The sequence below is a fragment of the Prescottella agglutinans genome (assembly GCF_004011865.1).
GTDB classification, from domain to species: Bacteria; Actinomycetota; Actinomycetes; order Mycobacteriales; family Mycobacteriaceae; genus Prescottella; species Prescottella agglutinans.
The window spans coordinates 625,637-642,497 of sequence record NZ_RKLP01000001.1; the positions used below are offsets into that span (position 1 = coordinate 625,637).

Here is a 16,861-nt window from a genome sequence, read left to right on the forward strand (position 1 = left end):
ACATCGTCCACATTGCGAACACGTCTCGATCCCCCTCTCACCTGTCCCCCACGAGGTCACACATGCTTCATCTGCCCCCGCAGTACCGGCCCGCCGGCGACGGCGTGAACGCGCCGCCGGACTTCGCCGACTACAAGACCACCCGGCTGCGCAGCCCGCGCCAGCCCCTCAAACTGGTCCCGCAGCGACTCGGTGAGCTCACCGGCCCGGTGTTCGGCGAGGACCGCGTTCGGTCCGGCGACGCCGATCTGACGATCGCGAACGGCGGCGAGGCCCAGGGCCAGCGAATCGTCGTCCACGGCCGGGTGCTCGATGCGAACGGCAGGCCGGTCCCGAACACCCTGCTCGAGGTGTGGCAGGCGAACGCCGGCGGCCGCTACCGCCACACCGGCGACAACTGGCCCGCGCCGCTGGACCCGCACTTCGACGGTGTCGGCCGATGCGTCACCGACGCGGACGGCCACTACACGTTCACCACGATCAAGCCGGGCGCGTACCCGTGGCGCAACCACGACAACGCGTGGCGTCCGTCGCACATCCACTTCTCGCTGTTCGGCCGCTCGTTCACGCAACGTCTCGTGACGCAGATGTACTTCCCGGACGACCCGCTGTTCTTCCAGGACCCGATCTACAACGCGGTCCCCGCCGAGGCGCGGCACCGGATGGTCAGCGTCTTCGACTACGACGCGACCGCCGCCGACTGGGCCCTGGGATTCCGTTTCGACATCGTCCTGCGCGGACGCGACGCCACCCCGTTCGAGGACGAGGACCACGATGCCTGACACCGCCCCGCAGAACACTGCACCCACCTACCCCGTCACGCCGGGCGACTTCACCACCGCCGAGTTCGGTGTCACTCCCTCTCAGACCGTCGGCCCCTACTGGCACATCGGCCTACCGTGGGCGGACGGACCCGACGCGGCGCCCGAGGGCACTCCGGGGCGGATCGCTCTGCACGTCACCGTGATCGACGGGGACCGCGTGCCCGTCGCGGACGCGATGGTCGAGACGTGGCAGGCCGACGCCGCGGGGCGCTTCGCCCATCCCGACGACCCGCGCGGTGCACTCGCGCCGGTTCCCGCGGGATTTCGGGGCTTCGGCCGGGCCGGCGCCGACGACACCGGCACCGCGGTGATCCACACGGTCAAGCCGGGTCCGCTGCCCGCCGAGAACGGCACCGTCGAGGCACCGCACGTGAACGTGGGCATCTTCGCCCGCGGCATGCTCGAGCGCCTGTACACGCGGCTGTACTTCCCCGAGGACACCGACGAGCACGCCGCCGACCCGGTACTGACGTCCCTGCCCGAGTCGCAGCGCCCCAAGCTGATCGCGAGCAGGACCGACGACGGGTACACCCTGACGGTCTATGTTCAGGACAGCGATCCAGACGGTGTCGAGACGCCGTTCTTCGAGCTGTGATCAGGAGCCACCCGTGACGAACACCCGCGGCGAACTGTTCGATCCCGTCTTCGGCGCAGACCCACTGGCCGAGGACGTTTCGGACCGCGCGTGGGTGGGCGCCCTGCTCGACGTGGAGGCCGCGCTGACCCGCGCGGCCGCCACCGTCGGCATGGTGACCGCGGACGACGCGGCGACCGTGACCGGGGTGGCCGCGCGCCTCGCCGAGCCCGGCGCGCTCGACATCGCCGACCTCGGCCGCCGGTCGGCGTCCGGTGGCAACCCGGTGATCCCGCTCGTGCGGATCCTGCGGTCCGCGTGCGCCGACGACGGTGTGCCCGCCGCGGCGGTGCACGTCGGCGCCACCAGCCAGGACGTCATGGACTCGGCGCTGATGCTGCTGTCGCGCCGGGCGGGCCGGACCGTTCTCGCCGCGCTACGGACCGCGGCCGACGCCGCCGCCGCGCTCGCGGGCCGGCACCGCGACACCCCGATGGTGGCGCGCACGCTCGGACAGCAGGCACTGCCCACCACCTTCGGCGCGCTCGCGGTGTCGTGGTTCACCGGACTCGACGACGCCGCCGACGCCCTCGAGCAGGCACTGTCGGCGCTGCCGGTCCAGTTCGGTGGCGCGGCAGGAACTCTGGCCGCCAGTGCGCCACGCGGTCTCGACCTGGCCGACGCATTGGCGGACGAACTCGGGCTGACCCGGCAGGTCGTCCCGTGGCACACCACCCGCACCCCGGTCGCGGCGCTGGCCACGGCGCTGGGCGTCGCCGCGGGTGCCGTGTCCAAGCCGGCCACCGACATCACGCTGATGGCATCGACGGAGTTGGGTGAGGTCGCCGAGAACGCCCCGGGCGGCTCGTCGGCCATGCCGCACAAGCAGAATCCCGTCGCCGCCGTCACCGCACGCGCCGCGGCGCGACGGGTTCCGGGCCTCGTGTCGACGGTTCTGTCGTCCATGGACCACGAGTTCGCCCGCGCGGCCGGCGCCTGGCACGCCGAGTGGGAGACCGTCACCGACCTGCTCCGCCTCACCGGAGGCGCCGCGCACCGGCTCACGTCGAGCATCGGTGGACTGCGGGTCGACGCCGACGCCATGGCCCGCAACCTCGCGATCACGGGCGGACTGATCCTCGCCGAGCGCGTGACCGAAGCGCTGTCCGAGTACACCGATTCGGCGCGCGACATCGTCACCGCCGCGGCCTCGTCCGGGGTCCCGCTGGACCAGGCACCGGACATCACCGCGCACCTGCCGGCCGACACCCTCCGCGACCTGCTGGACCCGTCGCACTACCTCGGCCACGCCGTCGACCTCGTCGACCGCGCCCTCGACTCCCGGGCGGCACAGCCTGCCCGAACCACCGGAGGACATCGATGACAGTGGACCTGCACTTCGAGACGCACGGCGACCCCGCCGCGCCCGCGATCGTGCTGCTCGGCTCGCTCGGCTCGGACCTGCACATGTGGGATCCGCAGATCCACGCCCTGTCGAGCGACCATCACGTGATCGCCGTCGACCACCGCGGCCACGGCGGCTCGCCCGCACCGGCCGGCCCGTACACGATGGCCGACCTGGGCGGCGACGTGATCGCGCTGCTCGACAAGCTCGCCCTGGACTCGGTGCACGTGGTCGGTCTCTCGCTCGGCGGCGCGGTCGGACAGTGGCTCGCGGCGCACCACCCGCGGCGGGTGCGGACGCTCACCGTGATGTGCACGGCGGCGCAGTTCGCACCGGCCGCCCCGTGGCTCGACCGCGCCGCGACCGTCCGCACCGACGGCGTCGGCGCCGTCGCCGAGTCGGTGGTCGGACGCTGGTTCACTCCCGAACTGGCGCAGCGTGATCCGGATCTCGTGACCCGCCACGTCGCGATGGTGTCGGGTTCCTCCGACGAGGGGTACGCCGCCTGCTGCGAGGCCCTGTCGCAGTGGGACGGGCGCGCCGACCTGGCGCGCATCGTCGCGCCGACGCTGGTGATCGCCGCCGAGCAGGACGCACCCACCCCGCCGTCCGCACTGCAGGTGATCGCCGACGGTGTCGCCGGCGCCGAGTTCCACGTCGTCTCCCCCGGCGCGCACCTCGCGAACGTCGAACAGGCCGGTGCCGTAACCCGGCTGATCGAGCGTCACATCGCCGCGGCCACCCCGGTCGGAGTCGCCCGCCGCGCGATCCACGAGGCCGGCATGCGGGTGCGCCGCTCGGTGCTCGGCGACGCGCACGTCGACCGGGCGATCGCGGGCAGCACCGCGTTCACGGAACCGTTCCAGGACTTCATCACCCGCACCGCGTGGGGCGACATCTGGGCCCGCGACGGCCTCGACCACCCCACCCGGCGACTGCTCACGCTCGCGATCCTCACCGCCGTCGGCAACGACCACGAACTCGACATGCACATCCGGGCGGCACTGCGCTCCGGAATGGACCCGGACCTGCTCGTGGAAGTATTCCTGCACACCGCGGTGTACGCGGGTGTGCCGAACAGCAACCGGGCGTTCGCGCTCGGCAAGCAGGCCCTCGCCGACCTGGCGGGTGCCACCGAGGGGAGTACCTGACAGTGACGAATACGAGTGGGACCGAACCGACCGCGGCCTCGACCGACTACGTGCAGTCCCTCGCACGCGGACTGTCCGTCATCAAGGCGTTCGACGCCGAGAACCCCCGCCGCACACTGAGCGACGTGGCCCGCGCCACCGACCTCACCCGAGCGACGGCCCGCCGGTTCCTGCTCACCCTCACCGAACTCGGTTACGTGCGCACCGACGGCTCCGCGTTCTGGCTCACCCCACGGGTGCTCGAACTCGGCTACAGCTACCTGTCGAGCCTGTCGCTGCCCGACATCGCCGGACCCCACCTCGAGGCGCTGTCGGACCGAGTGCACGAGTCGACGTCGGTGTCGATCCTCGACGACGGTGACGTCGTGTACGTCGCCCGCGTCCCGGTCCGGCGCATCATGACGGTGTCCATCACGATCGGCACCCGCTTCCCCGCGTTCGCGACGTCGATGGGTCGGGTGCTGCTGGCCGGACTGAGCCCCGCAGACCTCGACGCCTACCTGGCGAGCGTGGAGTTGACCCCGCTCACCGGGCGTACCATCGCGACACCTGACGCGCTGCGCACCGAACTCGACAAGATCCGGTCCGACGGATTCTGCGTCGTCGACCAGGAACTCGAGGAGGGGCTGCGCTCGCTGGCCGCGCCCATCCGCGATCGGGACGGCGCCGTGGTCGCGGCCGTGAACATCTCGACGCAGTCCGCCCGCTACACGACCGAGGCGGTGTACGACACGCTCGTGCCGGCGGCCGTCGCGACCGCGGACGCCATTTCGGCGGATCTCGCCCGCACCCAGAATCGATCGCCTTCGCATCAAGGAATGAGATATGCCTGACGCAGTCATCTGCGAACCGCTCCGCACGCCCGTCGGCCGCTTCGGCGGCGTCTTCCGGGACATCGCACCCGAGGACCTCGCGGCCACCGTCATCACCGAACTGGTTGCGCGCACCGGCATCATCGGTGCCGATATCGACGACGTGATCCTCGGCCAGGCCTCCCCCGGCGGCGAGGCCCCGGCGATCGGCCGCATCGCCGCGCTCAACGCCGGGCTCGGTGTGGACGTCCCCGGCCTGCAGGTGGACCGTCGCTGCGGCTCCGGCCTGCAGGCGATCGTCCAGGCCGTCATGCAGGTCCAGTCCGGTGGCAGCGACCTCGTCCTCGCCGGTGGCGTCGAGTCCATGAGCCAGGCCGAGTTCTACGCCACCGGAATGCGTTACGGCGTCCGCGGCGAGTCTCTGGCCCTCAACGACCGGCTGGCCCGGGCCCGCGTGACCGCCGGCGGCCGGAACTACCCGGTGCCCGGCGGGATGATCGAGACGGCCGAGAACCTGCGCGCCGAGTTCTCCATCAGCCGCGAGGATCAGGACGCCCTGGCCGTCCAGTCGCACCATCGTGCGGTCGCCGCGCAGCGGGGCGGCGTCTTCGCGGAGGAGATCGTCCCCGTGACGGTCCCGCAGCGCAAGGGTGATCCACTGATCGTCGACACCGACGAGCATCCCCGCGCCGACACGAGTCTCGAGTCCCTCGCCAAGCTGCGGGCGATCCGCGGCAAGGTCGACCCCGATTCCACGGTGACGGCCGGCAATGCGAGCGGCCAGAACGACGGCGCCGCCATCGCGATCGTCACCACCCCGGAGAAGGCGAAGGCGCTCGGCCTGCGCCCCCTCGCCCGGCTCGCGAGCTGGGCCGTGGCCGGTGTCCCGCCGCGCACGATGGGGATCGGACCGGTCCCCTCGAGCGAGAAGGCGCTCGGTCGCCTGGGTCTCACGCTCGCCGACATGGACGTCATCGAACTCAACGAGGCGTTCGCCGCGCAGGCCCTCGCGGTGACCCGCACGTGGGGCCTCGAACCCGACGACGCGCGCCTGAACCCCAACGGCTCGGGCATCTCGCTCGGCCATCCGGTGGGCGCGACCGGTGCGCGCATCCTCGCGACGCTGCTGCGCGAGATGGATCGCCGCGAGGCCCGCTACGGCCTCGAGACGATGTGCATCGGCGGCGGCCAGGGACTGGCCGCGGTGTTCGAGCGCATCGCCTGATCCCGGATACGACGAAAAGACCGGCCCTGCGAAGCGCTCTGCGGGGCCGGTCTTTTCGTGACGATCAGTGGGTGGAAGTCGCCTGCACGACCTCGTACATCTCGGCGAGTGCGCGTGCGCAGTCGCCCTTGGTGTAGCCGAGCAGGGCGGTCTCGTCCGGATCGGTCTCGTAGGAGATGGCGTTGCCGCGGCCCTGCACGATGAAGCTGTCCGGCAGCAGCGGATGCTCCTCGTCGCGCGACTCGATGGTGCGGTTGCCGCCGGCGGCGTCGACCAGCAACTGGAAGTACTCGGCGAAGGTGAGGTTCTGGTCGCCGATCAGGTAGGCCTTGCCGGACTCGGCGTGCTGCATCGCACCCCAGATCGCCTGCGCCAGCGACCGCACCGACATGTAGTTCGTGCCACCCGCCGGAGCGAAGTCCGGGATCTGCGGCTCGTTGCCCGCGGCCCACGAGAACATCTTGGCGTAGCGCTTGGCGGACACGCCGCTGATCACGCCGAGGATCGACGGCGGGTTCAGCGTCGAGACGTTGAAGGTGTCGTCGGCCAGAGCGCGGGCACCCTCGTCCGCCGCCTTACGGGCCGCCACGTACGGCATCGTCTCGGCGTACTCCGGCCGCAGGTGGTGGTAGTAGCTGCCGACCTGGACGAAGCGGGAGACCCCGGCCTCCTTCGCGAGGGCCGCGAAACGCGGCACGCCGCCGGACTGCGTCTTCTCCCAGAACTCGGCCTCGGCGGCGGCATCCAGGTCACGGCCCATGTGCCGGATGTCCTGGCCGGCGGCGAAGACGATGCCGTCGAACGGTGCCAGCTGGTCGGCCGTGAACGTCTGCTCCGTGTAGTCGCCGAGCAACACCGGGAAGTCCCGCACCGGAGAATCGTCGGCGAGCGGGTTCCGCGCGGCAACGGTGACGTCGTTGCCGGCCTCACGGAGGTGGATTGCCGTGTGGGCACCGATCATGCCGGTGCCGCCGACGATCAGGATCTTCATGGAATGCCTCTTCTGTAGGTGGAGCGGTACAGCTCTCACGAACCTAAGGGCGACACCCCCACCGGCATCCCCCGTTTCTCACCGAGCGAGAAATCGGGCCCGTTCGATCTCGGGCGGTGTGCACGTTCCGGCCGCGGATCAGCCGAGCGGCGTACCCACGTAGTTCTCGGCGATCAGGGTACGACCGGCGACCGATCGGGTCACCATGTCGAGCTCGGCGAGCTGCCGCTCGTGGTCGAAGCCGGAAGCGTCGGGCAGGCGGTGCAGCATCGACGACATCCACCACGAGAAGTGCTGCGTGCGCCAGATCCGCGGCATCACCGTCTCGGTGTACCCGTCGAGCGGGCCGCGGTTGCCGGTCTCGAAGAACTCGGCCATGCCCTTCGACAGCACGTAGACGTCGGCGACGGCGAGATTGAGCCCCTTGGCACCGGTCGGCGGCACGGTGTGGGCGGCGTCGCCCGCGAGGAACAGGTTGCCGTGCTGCATCGGCTCGCAGACGAAGCTGCGGAACTGCAGGATCGACTTCTCGAAGATCTTGCCGTCCTTGATCTCCGCGCCCTCGCCGTCCACCCGGGCGTGCAGCTCCGACCAGATGCGGTCGTCGGACCAGTTGTCCACCGAATCGTCCGGATCGACCTGCAGGTAGTGGCGCTGCACCTCCGGCGTGCGGGTGCTGATGAGCGCGAAGCCACGCGGATGATTGGCGTAGATGAGCTCCTCCGACGACGGCGGCGCCTCGGCGAGGATGCCGAACCACGCGAACGGGTACTGCCGGAAGTGGTCCCGACGGATCGACGGCTCCGGGATCAGCTTGCGCGTCTGGGTGCGGGAGCCGTCGCAGCCGCCGACGAGCGCGCACTTCAGCGTCTGCTCGCTGCCGTCCGCGTCGACGTAGGTGATGTACGGGTTGTCGGTGGTGTGGTCGTGCACCTGGGTATCCGAGACTCCGAACCGGATGTCGCCGCCGTCGGCGAGACGCTTGGCGATGAGGTCCACGAGCACCTCGTGCTGCGGGTAGACCGTGACGGCGCGGCCGCCCGTCAGCTCGTCGAACGCGATGCGGTGGCCGCGGCCGCCGAAGCGCAGTTCGATGCCGTGGTGTTCGAGGCCCACGGCCTTGACCCGGTCACCGAGGCCGGTCGAGGTCATGAGGTCGACGGTGTTCTGCTCGAGCACACCGGCCCGGATGGTGCCTTCCACTTCTTCCCTGGTCCGGGCCTCGAGGACCACGGATTCGATGCCCCGCAGGTGCAGCAGATGGGACAGCATCAGTCCGGCCGGGCCGGCGCCGACGATGCCGACCTGGGTGCTCGAAATGGTCATGGTCATCTCCTCGGTAGATCGTGATCGCCAACACTGTCCCGGCGTTTCGCCCCAGCCGACAGACGGACTTTCACTGAGTGAAAGACGAATCCGGGAACGAGGCGTGCGTCACGCGAGATTGCGCGAGATTCCCCGTGCCGCCGCCCGCAGCGCGGGGATCAGCGGCGCAGGATCCGCGGCCGCGCCGACGACGACCGAGATCGACGCGACCACCTCGCCGGCCGGGCGCAGGACCGGGGCCGCGACCGCCAGCGTTCCGATGTTGAGGTGCTCGCGGCAGACGATGAACCCGGTCCGCCGGATCTCGGCGAGCGTTTGCCGCAACCGATGCTCCGTCGTGATGGTGTTGGGCGTGAACCGCTCGAGGCCTGCGGCCAGCACCTCCCGCAGCAGCTCGGGGCCGCCGTGCGCGAGGAGCACGAGACCACCGCTCGACGCGTGCAGCGGCAGGCGGCCACCGGCCCGGCCGACCACCGCCACCGCACCCCGCGCCGACAGCCGTTCCACATAGAGGGCCTCGAGCCCGTCCCGGACGATCAACTGCACGTTTTCGCGGGTCGCCTCGTAGAGGTCTTCCAGATACGGCATCGCGACCTGCCGCAGACCGTGCGCACGCGGCGCGAGCGCCCCCAACTCCCACAGCCGGACACCGATCTCGTACCGCCCCTCGCTGTCTCGTTCGAGGGCACCGCGTTCCACCAGTTGCGCGCACAGCCTGTGCACGGTCGGGAGCGGAAGCCCGGTGCGGCGGCTCAGCTCGGACTGCGTCAGCCGTGGCCGCTCGGCCGAGAAGGTGTCCAGCACATGAAATGCCCGTCCGAGCATGCTGCGGCCGGCTTCGTTCGCGTCAGTCACCCGTCCAGTGTCGCCGCCCGGCGCCCGCACGACCGCACGGCCGGGTTCGACCGGACCCGAGGGTCTGCGGTTTGACTTTGCCGTGTGATCCAACCAACAATTGCCGCGTTCTTGAATTGAACGGTGGTTCGCATTGCGAACACCTTGGGCTTCTGGAGATCGAATGAGCACCATCGAACGACCCGCGACGCGCGGTCGAGCCGCGATGTGGGTGGCCCCGCTGTGTTGGATCGCCGTCCTCCTGGACGGATTCGATCTCGTGGTCCTGGGTGCGGTGATCCCCTCGCTGCGCGAGTACGGCGACTGGAACCTGAGCACCAGCGCGATCACGACCATCTCGACGTTCGGGCTGGTCGGCATGACGATCGGCGCCCTCGTCATCGGCACCCTCACCGACGTCATCGGACGGCGCCGGGCGCTGATCTACGCGGTCGCGGCGTTCTCGGTGCTCACGTTGCTGTGCGCGGTCGCCCCCAACCCGTTCGTCTTCGGCCTGCTCCGCTTCCTCGCCGGTGTCGGCCTGGGTGGCGCGCTACCCACCGCCCTGGCGCTGGTCAACGAGTTCTCCAAGAAGCAGGGCGGCGGCTCCGCGTCGACCATGCTGATGACCGGCTACCACGTCGGCGCGGTGGCGACCGCGGCCCTGGCCCTGGTGCTCATCGACCCGTTCGGCTGGCACTCGATGTTCGTCGTCGGCGCCGCACCGGCCATCGTGCTGATCCCGCTGATGATCAAGTACCTCCCCGAATCGCCGTCGTACCTGCTGTCCAAGGGCCGTCGCGAGGAGGCCGAGGACGTCGCCGCGCAGTACGGTCTCGTGCTCGAGGCGGCACCGGCCGCCGACACGGCCGTCGCCACGGCCACCGATCCCGTCAAGTCGCTCTTCTCACCCAAGTTCCTGCGCAACAGCATCGCCATCTGGGTCACCTCGTTCATGGGCCTGCTGCTGGTGTACGGCCTCAACACGTGGCTGCCGACGATCATGCGCGAGGCCGGCTACGAGCTGGGCGCCGCCCTGACGTTCCTGCTGATCCTCAACGCCGGCGCCGTCGTCGGACTCCTGATCGCCGGACGCGTCGCCGACAAGGTCGGCCCCCGCACCGCCGCCATCGTGTGGTTCGCCGGTGCGGCCCTGTTCCTCGCGCTGCTCAGCATCGACGTCGCCGGCGGCATCTACGTGATGGTCTTCCTGGCCGGCTGCTTCGTCTTCAGCGCCCAGGTGCTGGTGTACGCCTTCACCAGCGCCAACCACCCCGCGAACATCCGCGCGACCGCGCTGGGCTGGTCGGCGGGCGTCGGCCGCGTGGGCGCGATCTGCGGCCCGATCCTCGGCGGCGCGCTGCTAGGCGCCGGATACGCCGTGCCGTGGGGCTTCTACGCCTTCGCACTCGTCGGCCTGATCGGCCTCGTCGCGATCTCCTCGACCCGCAACCTCGGCACCGACTGACGACGCGGACTCGACGACGAAGGCCGACCGGATTCGTCCGGTCGGCCTTCGTCGTCAGTGAACGGGTGTCAGCGGATGGGCGCGAGGGTCGGCCGCTTGGCGGTGATGCCGTCACCGGACGACGTGCCACGCACCCGCCGGCCGATCCACGGGATCAGGAATTCCCTGGTCCACTTCAGATCGGCGCTGCGCCGCGCCGCCTTGTCGGTGGGCAGGTCCGGGCCGAGCGAATCCATCACGATGTGGTGCTCGACGCCGAGCGTCTCTAGCACGCGGATGGCCATGTTCTGGTGGCCCGGCGTCGACATGTGCAGCCGGTCCCAGTCCCACATGCGCAGGTCCTGGTACTCGTCGAACCGCCAGAAGTCGACGACCTTCGCGCCGTGCCGGTCGGCGACCTCGCGGACCAGCTCGTTGTAGATCGCCGAACGCCCGCGCAGCTTGCCGAACACCGTCGCCCAACCCGCGTCGTACGCCGTCCACATCAACACCGTGGCGCCGGTGGCGGTGAGCTTGCCGATCGCCTCGTCGTAGCGCGCCACCAGGGCGTCGATGTCGACCTTCGGCCGCATGAAGTCGTTGCCGCCGGCGTAGACGGTCACCAGGTCCGGCTGGAGCGCGATCGCCGCGTCGAGCTGCTCGTCGACGATCGGACCCAGCAGCCGGCCCCGGACCGCGAGGTTCGCATACCCGAAGTCGGCGCTGCGCTGGGCCAGTTCCTCGGCCACCCGATCCGCCCAGCCGCGCAGGCCGTTCGGGCGGGTCGGGTCGGGGTCGCCGACGCCCTCGGTGAACGAGTCACCCAGGGCGACGTACCGGTGGAAGACGGGTTCCTGCGACATCATGCCCCCAGTATTTCAGTAGCAGAGCTAAAGAAGCCGGATCCGTGCGCAATCACACGTCGGTGCTGAACCGCACGCCGCCGTCCGGGAGCGCGACACCGGGCCACACCCGCGCACCGCTGATCAGTTCGCAGCGGGCACCGATGTCCGCGCCGTCACCGATCACCGCGTCGCGCACCAGTGCACGCGGACCGATGCGGGCGCCGAAGCCGATGATCGACCGCTCGATCACCGCACCGGCCTCCACCTGAGCGCCGTCGAACAGCACCGCACCGTCGAGTCGAGCGCCGGCGCCGACCTCGGCGCCGCGGCCGACGACGGTGCCGCCGATCAGCAGCGCGCCGGGCGCCACACCGGCGCCGGGGTGCACGAGCGACTCGCCGCGCGGACCGTCGAGCGCGGGCGACGGCGCGATGCCGCGCACCAGATCAGCGGAGCCGCGCACGAAGTCGTCAGGGGTGCCCATGTCGCGCCAGTAGGAACTGTCGACGTGACCGAACACGCGCGCGCCGTCGGTGAGCAGCGCGGGGAACACCTCGCGCTCGACGGAGACCGGACGATCCGACGGGATCTTCTCGATGATCTCGCGGCGGAACACGTAGCAGCCCGCGTTGATCTGGTCGGTCGGCGGATCCTGCGTCTTCTCGAGGAACGCCTTGACGCGGCCGTCGTCGTCGGTGGGCACGCAACCGAAGGCGCGGGGATCGCCGACCCGCACGAGGTGCAGAGTGACGTCCGCGTTGGTCCGGTGGTGGGTGTCGAGGACTGCGCCCAGGTCGGTGCCGCCCAGGACGTCGCCGTTGAAGACCATGATGTTGTCGGCCCGCAGGCTGGGCAGCACGTTGCGGATACCGCCGCCGGTGCCCATCGGCTCGACCTCGGTGACGTACTCGATCTCGAGTCCCAGGTCGCTGCCGTCGCCGAAGTGCTCCTCGAAGACCTCGGCCTTGAAGGAGGTACCGAGCACGACGTGCGTGATGCCGGCCTGCTTGATGCGAGCGAGCAGGTGCGTCAGGAAGGGGACGCCCGCGGTGGGGAGCATCGGCTTGGGCGCGGAGAGCGTCAGCGGACGCAGCCGGGTGCCCTGGCCTCCCACCAGAATGACGGCATCGGTCGCCGAAGCAGTTGTCATGCTTTCCCCTCAATCTCGATTTCTCGACGCTCGTCCGCGCTGCGCCGACGAACGGCGGCCGCGACCGCGAGCTTTGAACGCAGGGCGAGCCCGCCCCGCAGCGCCCACCGCAGCGGCGCCTGCCACCACGCGGGATGGCGGTCGGCCTGGAATCGATAGGCGCTCTGGTGATGGGCGGGCAGCATCAACTCGGGATGCCGGCCCGCAGCGTGCCCCTTGGCGTGGGTCACCTCGGCCGACGGCACGAAGACGTTGAGCCAGCCCGCCTTGCCGAGCCGGTCCCCCAGGTCGACGTCCTCCATGTACATGAAGTAGCGGGAGTCGAACCCGTCGATCGAGTCGAAGGCGGCCCGTCGCAGCAACAGGCACGAACCCGACAGCCAGCCCGCCGGACGCTCGGCGATCGTCTCGTTCTCCTGGAGGTAGGCCTGCGTCCACGGGTTGGACGGCCACACCGAGCCGAGAACGGCGTGCCCGGCCCCGGACGCCAGATCGGGCACCCGACGCGCCGACGGGTACACGCTGCCGTCGGGCTCGCGGACCATCGGGCCGAGGGCCCCGGCCCGCGGCCACCGCTCCGCCGCGGCCAGCAGCTGGTCGATGGAACCCGGCGACCAGCGCACGTCGGGATTGACGACGACGACGAACTCGATGTCGGGGTCCACCTCGGCAACGGCACGGTTGATCGCGCCGCCGTAGCCGATGTTTCCGCCGGTGCGAAGCAACCGGACATGCTCATGAGCAGCCGCGGCAGCCTCGGGTGCACCGTCGGTGGACCCGTTGTCTGCCAGAATGACCTGCGGTTTCTCGACCGTCGCGTCGACCAGCGTGCTCAGGAAATGCTCCAGATGCTCGCCGGGCGAGTAGGTCACCGTCACCACGGCCAGCTTCGAACTCACGCGGGCAAGCGTAGCCCGAAAGCCCGCTTCGTCCTCACTCGAGCCGCGACAGCGCGTCGGCCAGCGCGTCCCGCCAGGGCCGCAGCGGCGTGAGTCCGGCGGCCGCCCACGCCGCCGGCGAGAGCACCGAATACGACGGCCTCGGCGCCAGGCGCACGAACTCCGCACTGGTGCAAGGCAACACACGCTCGGGGTCGGCTCCGACCCCTTCGAACACCGCGCGGGCCAGGTCGAACCACGTCGCGGAACCGGTGTTGGTCGCGTGCAGCGTCGTGACGCCCGCGGGTCCGTCGATCCCGGTACGGGCGAGTTCGAACAGCCCGGCCGCCAGGTCCGCCGAGTACGTCGGCGAGCCCGTCTGGTCGTTCACGACCTGGACGGTGTCGCGCTCGCGTTCGAGGCGCAGCATCGTCGCGACGAAGTCGGTGCCGGTGCCGGTGTACACCCATGCCGTCCGGACGATCTGCGCGTCCGCCGACACCTCACGGATCGCCCGCTCGCCGGCGAGCTTGGTCCGCCCGTACGCCGTCCGCGGCCCGGTCGGAGCATCCGGCTCGTACGGCGTGTCCGCGTCACCCGCGAACACGTAGTCGGTCGAGACGTGGACGAGACGCGCACCCGCTCGCGCACACGCCGACGCCAGGTTCCGCACCCCGATCTCGTTGACCGCCGCGGCGGCCTCCTCGTCGGACTCGGCCGCGTCGACCGCCGTGTACGCGGCACAGTTGACGACCACCGAACCCGGTCGGACCCACGAATCCACGGCACCACGATCGGTGATGTCGAGTTCGGCCGAACCCACCCCGGACACGGGGACGTCGGCGGCCTCCGCGCACTGCAGCAACTGGCTTCCCAACTGCCCGCGCGCGCCCGCCACAAGAAGAGTTGTCACAGCCGCCGAGTCTGGCACGCCGGACAGCTGTATCGCGTGCCGAGCGGAGAAGACCAGTAGCCTTGAGGACAGTATGAGAACCGACCGTCACGGAGGCGCACACGTGCCACAGGAGCCCACCACACGGGAGGTGCCGAGACCGCCGGCCCCGGTCTCGCGCATCCAGATCGCCATCGCAATCGCGGCGGTCCTCGTGCTGGTGGTCACCGGATTCGCTTGGCGCAGTGTCGATTCGCTGCGCTCGAGCCTCGCCACGGCCGGTGGCCTCGGGCTGGGCGGAACGAAGGACGGCGCCGTCGACATTCTGCTCGTCGGCACCGACAGCCGCACCGACGCACACGGAAATCCCCTCAGCCAGTCCGAACTGGCCGCACTCCGTGCCGGCGAGGAGGTCGCGTCCAACACCGACACGATCGTGCTCGTCCGTGTCCCCATCGACGGCAGTTCGGCCACCGCGATCTCGATCCCCCGCGACGCCTACGTCGACGTGCCCGGGATCGGGATGTCGAAGATCAACGCGGCGTACGGCGCCACCAAGGAGATCGAACGGCAGAAGCTGATCGAGGACGGCGAATCGGAGTCCACGGTCGACAAGGAATCCACCCAGGCCGGCCGCGAGGCGCTCATCGAGTCGGTGGCGAAGCTCACCGGCATCACCGTCGACCACTACGCGGAGATCGGCCTGCTCGGATTCGTCCTGCTCACCGACGCCGTCGGGGGGGTCGACGTGTGCCTCAACGCGGCCGTCGACGAACCGCTCTCGGGCGCGAAGTTCCCGGCCGGCGAGCAGACGCTGAGCGGTTCCGACGCCCTCAGCTTCGTCCGCCAACGGCACGACCTGCCCCGCGGTGACCTCGACCGGATCGTCCGGCAGCAGGTGTTCATGGCGTCCCTCGTGCAGCAGGTGCTGAGCGCGAAGACGCTGACCAACCCGGGCAAGCTGAACCAGCTGACCGCCGCGGTCCAGCGGTCCGTGGTGCTCGACTCCGACTGGGACATCATCGATTTCGCCACCCAGCTGCAGGATCTCGCCGGTGGCGACGTCAAGTTCGAGACCATCCCGGTCGTCGACATCAACGCCATGACCGACTACGGCGAGTCGATCGTCCAGGTCGACCCCAAGGCGGTCCGCAAGTACGTCGCCGGACTCGTCGGCGAGGAACCGCAGGACGACGACACCGAGACGACCACCTCGGCCGTCCCGACGACGATGCCCGACATCGACGTCTCGTCCGTGACCGTCGACGTCGCCAACGACAGCAGCATCGGCGGCCTCGCTTCGAGCGTCGCCACCGCCCTCGAGAACGAGGGATTCGGCCTCGGCACCGTCGGCAACAACACCGGAAAGTCCGTCACCCGAACCACGGTGTTCGCGAACAAGTCCGACGGCGACGCCGCGCAGGCCGTCTCCGTGGCCCTGGGCGGCCTGCCGATCGAAAGCGACGCGTCCCTCTCGGCCGGAGAGGTCCGCGTCGTCCTCGCCGGCGACTACAAGAGCCCGTCCGGATCGTCGTCCTCGTCGGGCGCGTCGGCCTCGGGCGGCATCTCGAGCGCCGGCACCTCGCCGACCCCCGTCGAACCCGGCCCGCCGATCGACGCCGGCAACAAGGGACCGCACTGCGTCAATTGACCGGAGGCGGGGTCGTGACCCAGCGACTGGGGCCGAGCCCGGAAGTGGGAAGTAAGGAGTCGACGCGATGACGAAGTACCTGATCTCGTTCCCGAGTGGCGCCATGGACCTGTCCGACGAGGATCTGCAGGCGGCGTCGGATGCGGCGCACGCCGTGGTGCAGGAGGCGAAGGACGCCGGCGTCTGGGTGTTCGGCGGTGGGATCGACGAGAGCGTGCCGCCCGTCCTCGTCGACGGAGACGGCACGGTGACCGAGGGCACGTACCCGCAGACGAAGCAGCTCGAAGGTGGCTACACCGTGCTGGAGTTGCCCTCCCACGAGGCGGCACTGGAATGGGCCGCGAAGCTCGCGGTTGCCTGCCGGTGCGCGCAGGAGGTGCGCGCGTTCCATTACGACCCCGCCAGCTGACGGGGCGGTCTCGGCCGTCGCCGGATAGGGAGCCCCTAACCATCCCCTAATCGCCCCCTAATCCGGCGCCGATCACTCACCTCGGCGGCCCGGCGCACGATCCAATCACTCTTGGCACCAACCGGTGTCGATCTGGATCGAGTGACACACAGGAGCACATCATGTCCTTCTCCGCTCTCTTCTCGGCACTGCTGTCCGCGATGTTCGGCGCCGATTTCGGACTCGGCTCGGACGGCGGTTCGATCGGCTCCAGCGCTCAGGCCGGCGGCGGTGCCAACGGTGGCGCCAACGGCGGGTTCAACTTCGGATCCTGACGTCCGACCGACTCCGGTACCCGCGGCCTCGTGAGGCCGCGGTCCACGCAGGCGGGACACCGATCGCGGTGTCCTGCCTGCGCGCGGGGAACCAGCCGACCTGGCCCGAATCCGTCGCAGTACATTGGCGAGT

At 70.3% G+C, this 16,861-nt stretch carries 17 protein-coding genes; 10 read left to right on the top strand and 7 right to left on the bottom strand.

Going from position 1 to position 16,861, the window contains the following annotated elements; genetic code table 11:
* Nucleotides 1-62: 62 nt before the first annotated feature.
* Genes pcaH through EGT67_RS02960 form a run of 6 tightly spaced genes read left to right on the top strand, consistent with a single transcriptional unit; the run spans nt 63 to nt 5,991 of the window.
* On the top strand, nt 63-782 hold the full coding sequence (pcaH, locus tag EGT67_RS02935; protein WP_127914506.1) for a protocatechuate 3,4-dioxygenase subunit beta: 720 nt from the start codon (nt 63-65) through the stop codon (nt 780-782).
* Nucleotides 775-1,419 carry a protocatechuate 3,4-dioxygenase subunit alpha gene (gene pcaG / locus EGT67_RS02940; RefSeq protein ID WP_127914507.1) on the top strand — a complete coding sequence of 215 codons (645 nt, stop codon included), beginning with the start codon at nt 775-777 and terminating at the stop codon, nt 1,417-1,419. The genes pcaH and pcaG overlap by 8 nt, the downstream gene beginning before the upstream one ends.
* A gap of 13 nt (nt 1,420-1,432) precedes the next feature.
* The gene (pcaB, locus tag EGT67_RS02945) at nt 1,433-2,782 is read left to right on the top strand and encodes a 3-carboxy-cis,cis-muconate cycloisomerase (protein ID WP_127914508.1); all 1,350 of its coding nucleotides are present in this window, start codon (nt 1,433-1,435) and stop codon (nt 2,780-2,782) included.
* The gene (gene pcaDC / locus EGT67_RS02950) at nt 2,779-3,954 is read left to right on the top strand and encodes a bifunctional 3-oxoadipate enol-lactonase/4-carboxymuconolactone decarboxylase PcaDC (protein ID WP_127914509.1); all 1,176 of its coding nucleotides are present in this window, start codon (nt 2,779-2,781) and stop codon (nt 3,952-3,954) included. Before pcaB ends, pcaDC begins: the two co-directional genes overlap by 4 nt.
* 2 nt (nt 3,955-3,956) lie before the next feature.
* Entirely contained in the window at nt 3,957-4,787 is an 831-nt protein-coding gene (locus tag EGT67_RS02955; RefSeq protein WP_127914510.1) for an IclR family transcriptional regulator domain-containing protein, read from the top strand.
* Entirely contained in the window at nt 4,780-5,991 is a 1,212-nt protein-coding gene (locus EGT67_RS02960; RefSeq protein WP_127914511.1) for an acetyl-CoA C-acetyltransferase, read from the top strand. The genes EGT67_RS02955 and EGT67_RS02960 overlap by 8 nt, the downstream gene beginning before the upstream one ends.
* 64 nt (nt 5,992-6,055) lie before the next feature.
* Here EGT67_RS02960 and EGT67_RS02965 read toward each other — a convergent pair whose 3' ends face one another.
* The 3 genes from EGT67_RS02965 to EGT67_RS02975 all read right to left on the bottom strand — a co-directional run bounded on the left by EGT67_RS02965 (nt 6,056) and on the right by EGT67_RS02975 (nt 9,133).
* On the bottom strand, nt 6,056-6,982 hold the full coding sequence (locus EGT67_RS02965; RefSeq protein ID WP_127914512.1) for an NAD-dependent epimerase/dehydratase family protein: 927 nt from the start codon (nt 6,980-6,982) through the stop codon (nt 6,056-6,058).
* 138 nt (nt 6,983-7,120) lie between these two features.
* Complete coding sequence (locus EGT67_RS02970; protein WP_127914513.1) at nt 7,121-8,308, bottom strand: 4-hydroxybenzoate 3-monooxygenase; 1,188 nt, start codon at nt 8,306-8,308, stop codon at nt 7,121-7,123.
* 108 nt (nt 8,309-8,416) lie between these two features.
* The gene (locus tag EGT67_RS02975) at nt 8,417-9,133 is read right to left on the bottom strand and encodes an IclR family transcriptional regulator (RefSeq protein WP_127914762.1); all 717 of its coding nucleotides are present in this window, start codon (nt 9,131-9,133) and stop codon (nt 8,417-8,419) included.
* A 193-nt stretch (nt 9,134-9,326) separates the two neighbouring features.
* Here EGT67_RS02975 and EGT67_RS02980 point away from each other — a divergent pair, with 193 nt between their 5' ends.
* The gene (locus EGT67_RS02980) at nt 9,327-10,610 is read left to right on the top strand and encodes an MFS transporter (RefSeq protein WP_127914514.1); all 1,284 of its coding nucleotides are present in this window, start codon (nt 9,327-9,329) and stop codon (nt 10,608-10,610) included.
* Nucleotides 10,611-10,678: 68 nt separating this feature from the next.
* Here EGT67_RS02980 and EGT67_RS02985 read toward each other — a convergent pair whose 3' ends face one another.
* The 4 genes from EGT67_RS02985 to rfbD are packed head-to-tail and all read right to left on the bottom strand — an operon-like array spanning nt 10,679 to nt 14,375.
* Entirely contained in the window at nt 10,679-11,455 is a 777-nt protein-coding gene (locus tag EGT67_RS02985; RefSeq protein WP_127914515.1) for an SGNH/GDSL hydrolase family protein, read from the bottom strand.
* Between the two features lie 49 nt (nt 11,456-11,504).
* Nucleotides 11,505-12,584 carry a mannose-1-phosphate guanylyltransferase gene (gene manB / locus EGT67_RS02990; protein WP_127914516.1) on the bottom strand — a complete coding sequence of 360 codons (1,080 nt, stop codon included), beginning with the start codon at nt 12,582-12,584 and terminating at the stop codon, nt 11,505-11,507.
* A complete protein-coding gene (locus EGT67_RS02995; protein WP_127914517.1) occupies nt 12,581-13,483 on the bottom strand; it encodes a glycosyltransferase family 2 protein in 903 nt (300 codons plus the stop codon). The genes manB and EGT67_RS02995 overlap by 4 nt, the downstream gene beginning before the upstream one ends.
* 34 nt (nt 13,484-13,517) lie before the next feature.
* A complete protein-coding gene (gene rfbD / locus EGT67_RS03000; RefSeq protein WP_127914518.1) occupies nt 13,518-14,375 on the bottom strand; it encodes a dTDP-4-dehydrorhamnose reductase in 858 nt (285 codons plus the stop codon).
* Between the two features lie 73 nt (nt 14,376-14,448).
* Between rfbD and EGT67_RS03005 the strand changes: the two genes are divergently transcribed.
* From EGT67_RS03005 to EGT67_RS24995, 3 genes are all read left to right on the top strand, one after another.
* Complete coding sequence (locus tag EGT67_RS03005; protein ID WP_164877466.1) at nt 14,449-16,005, top strand: LCP family protein; 1,557 nt, start codon at nt 14,449-14,451, stop codon at nt 16,003-16,005.
* A gap of 67 nt (nt 16,006-16,072) precedes the next feature.
* Nucleotides 16,073-16,414, top strand: coding sequence for a YciI family protein (locus tag EGT67_RS03010; RefSeq protein ID WP_127914520.1), 342 nt, complete (start codon nt 16,073-16,075; stop codon nt 16,412-16,414).
* A gap of 161 nt (nt 16,415-16,575) precedes the next feature.
* Nucleotides 16,576-16,728 (top strand): hypothetical protein, encoded by a 153-nt coding sequence (locus EGT67_RS24995; protein ID WP_164877467.1) that lies wholly within the window; start codon nt 16,576-16,578, stop codon nt 16,726-16,728.
* Nucleotides 16,729-16,861 lie beyond the last annotated feature (133 nt).

Excerpts from the sequence above, each read along its gene's own strand:
- pcaH (WP_127914506.1), top strand. The coding sequence starts at position 63 with ATGCTTCATCTGCCCCCGCAGTACCGGCCCGCCGGCGACGGCGTGAAC.
- pcaG (WP_127914507.1), top strand. The coding sequence starts at position 775 with ATGCCTGACACCGCCCCGCAGAACACTGCACCCACCTACCCCGTCACG.
- pcaDC (WP_127914509.1), top strand. The coding sequence starts at position 2,779 with ATGACAGTGGACCTGCACTTCGAGACGCACGGCGACCCCGCCGCGCCC.
- EGT67_RS02960 (WP_127914511.1), top strand. The coding sequence starts at position 4,780 with ATGCCTGACGCAGTCATCTGCGAACCGCTCCGCACGCCCGTCGGCCGC.
- EGT67_RS02965 (WP_127914512.1), bottom strand. The coding sequence starts at position 6,982 with ATGAAGATCCTGATCGTCGGCGGCACCGGCATGATCGGTGCCCACACG.
- EGT67_RS02970 (WP_127914513.1), bottom strand. The coding sequence starts at position 8,308 with ATGACCATTTCGAGCACCCAGGTCGGCATCGTCGGCGCCGGCCCGGCC.
- EGT67_RS02975 (WP_127914762.1), bottom strand. The coding sequence starts at position 9,133 with ATGCTCGGACGGGCATTTCATGTGCTGGACACCTTCTCGGCCGAGCGG.
- EGT67_RS02980 (WP_127914514.1), top strand. The coding sequence starts at position 9,327 with ATGAGCACCATCGAACGACCCGCGACGCGCGGTCGAGCCGCGATGTGG.
- EGT67_RS02985 (WP_127914515.1), bottom strand. The coding sequence starts at position 11,455 with ATGATGTCGCAGGAACCCGTCTTCCACCGGTACGTCGCCCTGGGTGAC.
- manB (WP_127914516.1), bottom strand. The coding sequence starts at position 12,584 with ATGACAACTGCTTCGGCGACCGATGCCGTCATTCTGGTGGGAGGCCAG.
- EGT67_RS03005 (WP_164877466.1), top strand. The coding sequence starts at position 14,449 with ATGAGAACCGACCGTCACGGAGGCGCACACGTGCCACAGGAGCCCACC.
- EGT67_RS03010 (WP_127914520.1), top strand. The coding sequence starts at position 16,073 with ATGACGAAGTACCTGATCTCGTTCCCGAGTGGCGCCATGGACCTGTCC.
- EGT67_RS24995 (WP_164877467.1), top strand. The coding sequence starts at position 16,576 with ATGTCCTTCTCCGCTCTCTTCTCGGCACTGCTGTCCGCGATGTTCGGC.